This window comes from Nostoc sp. (genome assembly GCF_036917455.1).
GTDB lineage: Bacteria > Cyanobacteriota > Cyanobacteriia > Cyanobacteriales > Nostocaceae > Nostoc.
This window is the reverse complement of the sequence record NZ_JBALDK010000179.1, coordinates 1-8,398: the sequence shown is the minus strand read 5'-3', so window position 1 is coordinate 8,398 and position 8,398 is coordinate 1. Positions and strand designations below refer to the sequence as shown.

Below are 8,398 nucleotides of genomic sequence, written 5' to 3'. Positions count from 1 at the left end.
CAATGTGCTTCAGTATGTCACTCATATTTTTGTGTCAAAAATTTATCGCAATCTTCTTTTACCACAGAATATTACTATTTTGGAGATGTCTAATATATAAATCACCAATTAATTAAAAATAAAATTAGCTGCGATGTCAAATATTGCTAGCGTTCATCACCAAGATATTGCTCAATTACTACCAGACAAAAAAGCAAACTCTCGTTTAATATCCCAGCGCTTACCATCGTTCAACAGCAAGGTTAATTTGTCAGCAGTAAACTCAAAATGCAACTGACGCTTTTCAAACTCTGGCCAAGCAGCTTGAAAGTCTTGCTTTTTTAAATCCCGAAATGCAACCGTTATATGGGGCGTAAAAGGGCGGGTTTTAGAAACTTCGTCAACAATTCCCAAGTTGCTTTCTATATAAGCCATTAAATCAGTTTGCAAAGTCAAAAGTTCTTGACTTCTGACTACATTGATGTATATAACCCGAGGTGAAAAGGCATCAAATCCTCTGAGTGTAGTTGCTACTGGCTGTTGTCCACTAGAAAACTCCTCTAAAGATGATTCTAGCAGTGGCAAGCTAGTATTTTCCCATTCAAAGGGCGGTTGTAAGGTAATATGAGGCGGAGACTTTAGCGCCCCACTACTAGCATAGCGATCGGCAAAGTACTGCTTAATCTCGTTGGCGTAGTCTTGAATGTCTTGTGGTGGTAAAAGGGCGACAAAAAAACGGCTCATCTATATATACTATTAACTATTAATTATTTTTATTCTGACTTATAACTTCTGAAGCGCGATCGCTAACACCTTGGCTTGTCAAAAAAAGGAGCAAACCACACAAAACTAAGCTTTTCGCTAACTATAGCGCTTGTGCTACTCGTTTGCTACTTCACTGAGCCATTTTTATCCTGCTTTTTAGCGATCGCGCTACTCAAATGCTACTCATTTTATGGCACAGCCCATCATACTGCTGGAAAAAATGGCTGGGTAATAAATTATTTACTGTTCTATCAAATTAACGTTGTTAAGTTACTCAGCAGGTGTAGTTCTCACCTCCAGGCTGTGTTAGATATTGTGACGCGAAACAGGAGCATAGATACGTTGCAAAAGCTTTCTTCAAAATCTCCTCTATTTATTGTGTTAATCATTATTAGTTTCTTAGTAGTAACGTTGTCAACTTGGCTATCATCTAAACCATTTACTTTAAAACCATTTGGCGTTAATGATATTATCCAACTACTTACGTTGCTATTATTTATTTCTTTGCTACTAGAACGCTCTTTAGAAGTTTTTATAACTACTTGGCGAGGCCCATTCATCGAACAATTAGATATTAGTATTCAGCAAGAAAAGGATCTAGTCTCTGAAAAAATGAGACTTATGGAAGTTCAACAAAAACAATCTCCTTCTCTAGAATCAAATCAAGTCAGTGGACTACCGCCTGAAGGAATGAGTTTAGAACAGCAAATCATCCAAAATTTTACAAGAAGCCAACAAGAGTCATTAAAAATATTCAAGCCCCAAATGGATGATTTAAATGAAAAAGAGCGGCAAAGAGCAGCTTATAAATCTGATACACGAATAATTGCTCTATGGACATCTCTTTTATTCGGTCTTTTAATGAGTGCAATAGGCATTCGCTCAATTGAGCCACTTGTAGTTATTGATTTAGACAATCCAATTCAAATAGTTATTTTTCGTTGTTTAGATGCATTGCTGACAGGGGGTTTAATTGCAGGGGGTAGTGAGGGAATCCATAAGCTTATAAAAGTTTTTCTCGACTTTATGGAAGCCACATCTAAACAAATTAAAAGTTAAGAATTATCTAGTTATATCTATTTTAAATATATAGTGCGTTCTCTCCATAAATAATCTTTCCTCTCCTAGACTAGCTACGATCAATTAATATCTAATATCAGATTAAGCACTTGACATGAACAATTTCAAATTTAGGAGATAAAGTCAGCTAAATCATTAGACTTATTAAGAATAAATAAACTTCCATCTCCTCCACGTCCAATTCTTAAGGTTTCATCTAAGTAAGTAATGTCTAGTGTGGCAGTTCTGCTAGTAGGATTATTAGCTGAGACAACCTTAAATGGGTTGAGTTGGGGGGTATTAATACCAACAATCTTCTCAATCGATAGGTAGCGTTTGTCAAAATAAACGTTGATGCGTTTGTTCGGTAGAGACTCGAAATCTTCTTTGGCTGGCTCAAAGCTAGCTGTCACTTTCACATATCCCGATACTAGCCCCAGAGGATGTTTAACTTTAGCTAGATTAAAAAACAATTTATTTGCAACATCAATCACTTGATAAACTTTACCTAGCTTTAATCCCAATGGGAGAGAAACTAAAGAACGGATTTCTCTAGCTGTAGAATATTGCAGTTGCCAAGCTCCCTCCAGCAAATAAGTAGCGTTAACAAGAGGGTGCAGGTTAGGATTTAGGCTCTCTAATTCCGTCGTTAATTGTTCAATTTCTTCGGTTAAAGTTTTGTCTAGCTGCAAATCTGTAACAGGAGAGCCACCCCTATTGACTTGAATATTCTCAAGCTTGGCTTGTAATTTTTCTTTAATTAAAAGCTGATTGTTCAATGTTTGAAAATTTCCTTTGAGAGGATGTTTTAAAAGTTGCTAGTGATGTATCAAATCCTTGTATATTTCCTAATTTCCCCTTAAAAGGGGAAATTAGAATTATCTAGATAAGATTAGTCAATGAGTTGTGGGGTGGGAATTTGCGTATCAATATCTGCTTGGGAGAAAGTGGGGAGCAACCAGCTACTCTCACCAGCTTTGAATACTTTGGCAGGTTCAACATTCAATTCAATTGCACCTGTGGCTGGATTAGTTCTAGCAGTAGATTGTGTACCATCGACAAACTTGACGGCGATTGGTTCAGTTAGTTTTTGTGGTTGAACGTTCGGGCCTAGAACTACTTGAGAACCTGCGGGTAAGTAAATGCCATCACAATCCCAATCATCATCAGTGATTGTTCCTGCGCCTAGAAAGTAGAGTTGGGTTGGAGATTTTTTTGGTTTATTGGCATAGACAGCCAATGTATTTCCAGTTTCATTGCGGCACTGCGCCCGCTTTCTAGCTGTTTGTATGATATTTTTCTGAGACTGCAATTGTGCTAGTCGCTGCTGGAATTGCTCAGGTGTATAGCCAGCTTGCTCAGGTGTATCCTTTACAGTTAGAAGCTGATTGAGCGCCTGAGTTACCTCAGCATAGTCAGCCCCCTTGGTAAAATCCTTACCAGCCCAAGAGGGTTGAGCAATTACCAGGTTCACCATCAATACGAGAATAACAAGAACAATTTTGAGAAACTGCATATTTTTCTCCTTTTTTTGAAATCAGTATTCAGCGCCACTGAAACTTTACCAGATTTCAAAACCTTAAAAATTGTGACTGGATAAAACAATAGCCATAAAATTATAATCTTACAAGCTCTCCCCAATGACACAAACTCTAGATCGGTTTATGTCCTTAATTCAAGTATTAGATGACCAATAGCAATTTTGGATTTTGGATTCAATCGTCAAACCTTTAATTGAGTTACCGCGATATTACCAGAAAAACATACATCCACATCACTTCCAGAAGTGCGATCGCGTTTGCCATATTCGCCTACATAATAAAAATCATCGCCTTCAACTCGATAGTTCACGGGTAAAGGTTTGGTACAGGCTTGGCAAAATACCATTTCAGGTTCAGCTTCTCCTGGTTGCAAATGCGGTAAATTCACATTCCAAAAGCTTCCCGGTTCTAGGGGACGCTTGAGTAAGTCTGCTAAAACTTCAGTTGTCAATTTAGCGGCCAGATCCCAATCAAAATTCTGCTTGGCTTTGCGATAGTGAGAAATGGCAATTCCGGGAATACCGTGCATTGCGGCTTCCCGCACAGCCGCCACTGTGCCGGAAATGTAGGCATCGACTCCCAAGTTTCCCCCGGCATTAATACCTGAAAGCACAAATTTGACATCTGCGTTAATTTGTGATATCGCAATTCTTATACAATCGGCGGGAGTGCCTGCGATCGCATATTCAGTCTCAGAACGTCGTTGAAGTTTGATAGCACGAGTGGTAGTAACTTGATGTCCACACCCAGACTGATGATCGGCAGGAGCAGCGATAATAAAATTCTTGCCGTTTACAGCTTTGATTAAAGCTTTTATACCGGGGGCATCAATACCGTCGTCGTTAGTTAAAATTATGGTCATGTATATTATATTGATATATTTTTAGCTATTTAGCTAAAATATCAGAAAAATGCAGATATCACCCATTTATGGGTACAGCATGAAAAGCTACTTGCAGAGATGAAAACTTATGCTAGATTCTGCAAAAAACATTGATTATACGATATCATTTCTAGATGGTTTGCAAATTCCGCCCTAAGTATTTGGGTTAATTCCTGAAATGGGCGGTATTTCTTGTCAATTTAATGCTTGCAACCGCTCTCAGAACAAGTTTGTGCAATCAAAAAATCCCGTAAAATATACACCTGCTGACATGAGCATAAATTTTATATTGGAGAAAAAACCGGGAATGAGGTGATTTTTGCAGTGGTTCTGTAGTATTTTTGGTGCAAGTCTGCCTTAAGGATCGCAAGATGAAACAACTCCTCAAACAAGTATTTAGCAGTCAAAAACACCTCATTCGGCTGATTCTACCATTGGTGACGGTTATATTAGCAGCAACGCTTTTTGCTGCACCTACTTTAGCCACAGGTGTGTATCAAATACCCAGCCTCACAGCAGGGAATAACACCTGGGTTTTGGATCAAAGTGAAGTCATCAGTCGCCTGAATGAGGGAAAGATTAGCAGCGCTCTCGAAGATTTAGCAAAGCAAACAGACAAAGAAGTTAGAATTGTGACTGTTCGCCGCCTCGACTACGGTGAAACACCAGAAAGCTTCACCAAAGAGTTGTTTGAAAAATGGTTTCCCACAAAAGAAGCCCAAGCTAATCAAACCTTATTGGTTATTGATACAGTTACCAATGGTACTGCAATTATTACTGGGGATAAAGTCAAACCAATACTTACTGACTCTATTGCCGAGAGTGTAGCCACAGAAACAGTAAGTGTGCCGTTACGCGATGGTAATAAATATAACCAAGCATTTCTTGATGCGAGCGATCGCCTTGTCGCCGTCCTTTCTGGAAAAGCCGATCCAGGGCCACCCCAAATCACTGACAATGTGCAGGTAGAAGGAACCTACAAGAAAGCAGAAGAAACTAACCAAGGTAACGCTACTGCTTGGGTTGTAGGATTGTTAATCGCCGCCACCGTTATCCCAATGGCGACTTACTATATCTATCAGATAAATCAGCCATCATCTGATGGGTAATGGGAGAGTAAGGAGTTTCTAACTATTAACTTTTAACTCCTAACTTTAACTTTAGTCTTGAACATACTCTTGTCCTGTGACTAAAGCCACCTCAGCCCGGACAAATTCTCGACCCAAATAAGCTGCATGATCTAATTGGGTAACAGGAGAGGGCTGAGTTTCTTCAAAAATCTTCACGCAAAGTTCTTTCGCCGTCCTCGCGCTAAAAACCGTTGTGTAAGTTCGTTCTACCTTTTCTCGCGCCGGAATTACCTTCCCTGTTTCTGGATCGATAGCTAAACCACGCTCATCAATCAAATTTGTAAAATGCTTGGCATAAATTAACCCTGCGTCTTTATCTAAGTAAATAATGAAATATCCACCGGGATCGAGGTCAATATGACGCTGGGAAAGTTTATCATCAATTGCAGCTAAATCTTCAACTATTAAATCCATAAGCATTATAAAAAGAAAATTTCTTTCTTTAAGATTTTTACACTCTAGATCAAGTGTAATTCCTATCTTACTTAGGATTCTTTATATCTATAAGATATTTGTAATTCCTTTTACTGAAACTTTAATATTCTAATTAGTTACAATTTATACCTTGATTTAGAGGCAGACCGTAACAATGTTAGTGCCTAAATTTATTAATTTGGTTTGTAATAATTGCAACTCGCAGATTCCCAACTTCTTCGCTCGGCCGGGAATCTTGTTGCTCGTGAATGCGCGATCGCTTCACCTATACCCTAGATTCTGATTTAATATCTTTGCGTTCTACATAATATGAACCCAAAACCAGTGCATCCATGTGAGTTCTCAAGAAGCACTGAATGGCTTCTGTAGGTGTCCGAACAATCGGTTCATTTTCGTTGAGAGACGTATTTAAAACGATGGGAATACCAGTCCGTTGAGCAAAGGTATTAATCAAATCCCAATAAAGGGGATTGGTTTGGCGGCTGACACTTTGTAAGCGTCCAGTACCATCAACATGGGTAACAGCTGGAATTTGTTCTCTTTTTTCAGGACGAATTTTGAAGACTTTTTCCATAAATGGTGCTGGTTCATCAACCTCAAAGAATTCGCCTATCCGTTCTTCCAAAATACTGGGAGCAAACGGACGGAACTTTTCCCGGAATTTGATTTTCAGGTTGATAATATCCCGCATATCAGCACGACGCGGATCGGCGAGAAGGGATCTGTTACCCAAAGCCCTAGCAGCAAACTCCATTCTCCCTTGGAACCAACCGACTACTTTACCTTCACAAAGCGCGTCAACAACGTGGTTTAGCAGTGCTTCTCGCTCTCGGATTTTAGGTTGCAAATCGTGCGCTTGCAAGGCTAGTAAGCATTCTTCATCAGTAAACTCCGAACCCCAATAAGCATGAGCTAAAACAAAGTGACGTGGTTGCTTGAGTAGATGATTCCAGATAAAGAAGGCTGCCCCAATTGATGTACCATTGTCAGCAGCACCCACTGGAATATAAATATTCTTAAAAGGAGTATTTTGAGTAATCTTGCCATTGGCGACAGAATTCATCGCCACACCACCCGCTAAACAGAGATTCTCACTCTTGTAGCAATCGCTCAGTCGGTTAATTAAATGAAAAATGATTTCTTCCGTCACCGCTTGCACAGAAGCAGCAATGTTTTGATGTTTCTGGGTAACTTCTGACTTGGAATTTCGCGCCGGCCCCAATAATTTCTCTAGCTCTGGGCTGTGGAAAGGTTCAACAATCGGCGCTCCATCTTCCCACTTCATGGCAATACCTTGCTCATGGTGAGTGAAGTAATCTAAATTCAACTCAAAACTATCACCTTTGGGATAAATAATTCGCCGAAACGCTTCCAAATATTCTGGTTCTCCATAAGGTGCTAATCCCATCACCTTATATTCATCTCCATAAGCGGGAAAACCTAAATAAAGGGTGATGGCGTTGTAAAGATAACCAATAGAGTGAGGATAGTGAGTGCGATCGAAGTACTCTAAGTGATTCCCTTCACCAGCAGCAGCTAGGGTACTTACAAAATCTCCCATACCGTCAATGGATAATATAGCTGCTTTTTCAAAAGGCGAAATGAAGAAGGCGCTAGCTAGGTGAGTTGTATGGTGTTCCAAGTTATGGATTGTAGCCCGAATCTCTTCAGGTGTAGAATAACAAGCTTCTGCTAACTGTTGCTTAAGACTTGTAGATTTACTTTGTTTGTTAAACCGATCTAAAAGTGATGATAAGGAAGGACGTTGTTTGAAAGTAAAAAGAAGTTTACGATTTAGGTTAGCTTTAGGGTTAAAGGATACCGCCACATGATCCAAGTCTACTGCACTAATGCCACCAACTTTTAGGCAATAGCGAATAGATTCTGCGGGAAATCCAGCCCAATGTTTAACTCTATTGAACCGTTCTTCTTCAACTGCGGCAATCAGTTGACCATCTTGAACTAGACAAGCTGAAGCATCACCGTGATAAGCGTTAATTCCGAGAATATTCATAAGATTAAGTTAAAGTTTGATTGGCTGAAATATTTAAATCGATCGATTCCACCAAGGGTATGGAATATTGTTATAGGCAAGCAGCGCTTGAAATATTTTAATTATTCAAAATTTATTACATATTTTTTTCCAAATCAGAGGATAATCTTTTCAATAAAGGCAACGCAAGTGCATAAATCCTAGAATGAGCTTGTTTTGGAAAGGGCGATTTTTAAGCAATCTCTGAGTTGAGGTGTATTTTTTTCAGTTAAAAAGTATACAATTCTCGCATAAAATAGACTTGTTATTAATAGTATCAAAATATAAAAAAGGTGCTGAGTGTCGGGTTGCCATCTTTCATTTTTAATTACAAAAGATAGAATAAATATTAAAAATGGGACATGTGTCAAATAAATGGTGTAAGAAAACTCAGAAATCCAGAGTGAAACTCTAGTAATCATATTTTGATTTTCTTTTCCTTGCTGGAGAGACATTGCCAGGACGAGAACAGAAACAACAATGCCTAAAATTAAATCAGCATGACTACTAATGATGTTAATTCTAATTGCTATCATAGTCATCATCACCAAACTATATGCGGATAATAAAAAAT

Annotated in this window: 9 protein-coding genes; 2 read left to right on the top strand and 7 right to left on the bottom strand. The window is 38.8% G+C overall.

Features of this window, described 5'->3' with window-relative positions; all coding sequences use genetic code 11:
• Positions 1-171: 171 nt before the first annotated feature.
• Complete coding sequence (locus V7K42_RS19010) at positions 172-723, bottom strand: 2'-5' RNA ligase family protein (protein WP_334918736.1); 552 nt, start codon at positions 721-723, stop codon at positions 172-174.
• A gap of 363 nt (positions 724-1,086) precedes the next feature.
• On the opposite strand from V7K42_RS19010, the gene V7K42_RS19005 reads away from it, so the two are divergent.
• Positions 1,087-1,803 carry a hypothetical protein gene (locus tag V7K42_RS19005; RefSeq protein WP_334918734.1) on the top strand — a complete coding sequence of 239 codons (717 nt, stop codon included), beginning with the start codon at positions 1,087-1,089 and terminating at the stop codon, positions 1,801-1,803.
• Between the two features lie 131 nt (positions 1,804-1,934).
• On the opposite strand, the gene V7K42_RS19000 is transcribed toward V7K42_RS19005, so the two are convergent.
• The 3 genes from V7K42_RS19000 to surE form a co-directional block, all read right to left on the bottom strand.
• Positions 1,935-2,582, bottom strand: a complete 648-nt coding sequence (locus tag V7K42_RS19000; protein WP_334918732.1) for a PAP/fibrillin family protein — start codon at positions 2,580-2,582, stop codon at positions 1,935-1,937.
• A 113-nt stretch (positions 2,583-2,695) separates the two neighbouring features.
• Positions 2,696-3,319: a hypothetical protein gene (locus tag V7K42_RS18995; protein ID WP_334918730.1), complete on the bottom strand. Its 624-nt coding sequence runs from the start codon at positions 3,317-3,319 to the stop codon at positions 2,696-2,698.
• Positions 3,320-3,525: 206 nt separating this feature from the next.
• Complete coding sequence (gene surE, locus V7K42_RS18990) at positions 3,526-4,206, bottom strand: 5'/3'-nucleotidase SurE (protein WP_334918728.1); 681 nt, start codon at positions 4,204-4,206, stop codon at positions 3,526-3,528.
• Positions 4,207-4,598: 392 nt separating this feature from the next.
• Between surE and psb32 the strand changes: the two genes are divergently transcribed.
• Positions 4,599-5,336 carry a photosystem II repair protein Psb32 gene (gene psb32, locus V7K42_RS18985; protein ID WP_334918726.1) on the top strand — a complete coding sequence of 246 codons (738 nt, stop codon included), beginning with the start codon at positions 4,599-4,601 and terminating at the stop codon, positions 5,334-5,336.
• 51 nt (positions 5,337-5,387) lie between these two features.
• Here the strand turns inward: psb32 and V7K42_RS18980 are convergent, their stop codons facing one another.
• The 3 genes from V7K42_RS18980 to V7K42_RS18970 form a co-directional block, all read right to left on the bottom strand.
• Positions 5,388-5,771, bottom strand: coding sequence for a DUF4346 domain-containing protein (locus V7K42_RS18980; protein WP_334918724.1), 384 nt, complete (start codon positions 5,769-5,771; stop codon positions 5,388-5,390).
• A 286-nt stretch (positions 5,772-6,057) separates the two neighbouring features.
• A complete protein-coding gene (locus tag V7K42_RS18975) occupies positions 6,058-7,806 on the bottom strand; it encodes a carbamoyltransferase family protein (RefSeq protein ID WP_334918722.1) in 1,749 nt (582 codons plus the stop codon).
• Between the two features lie 179 nt (positions 7,807-7,985).
• Positions 7,986-8,398: hypothetical protein (locus V7K42_RS18970; protein WP_334918720.1), on the bottom strand; the 413-nt coding region annotated here is incomplete at its 5' end.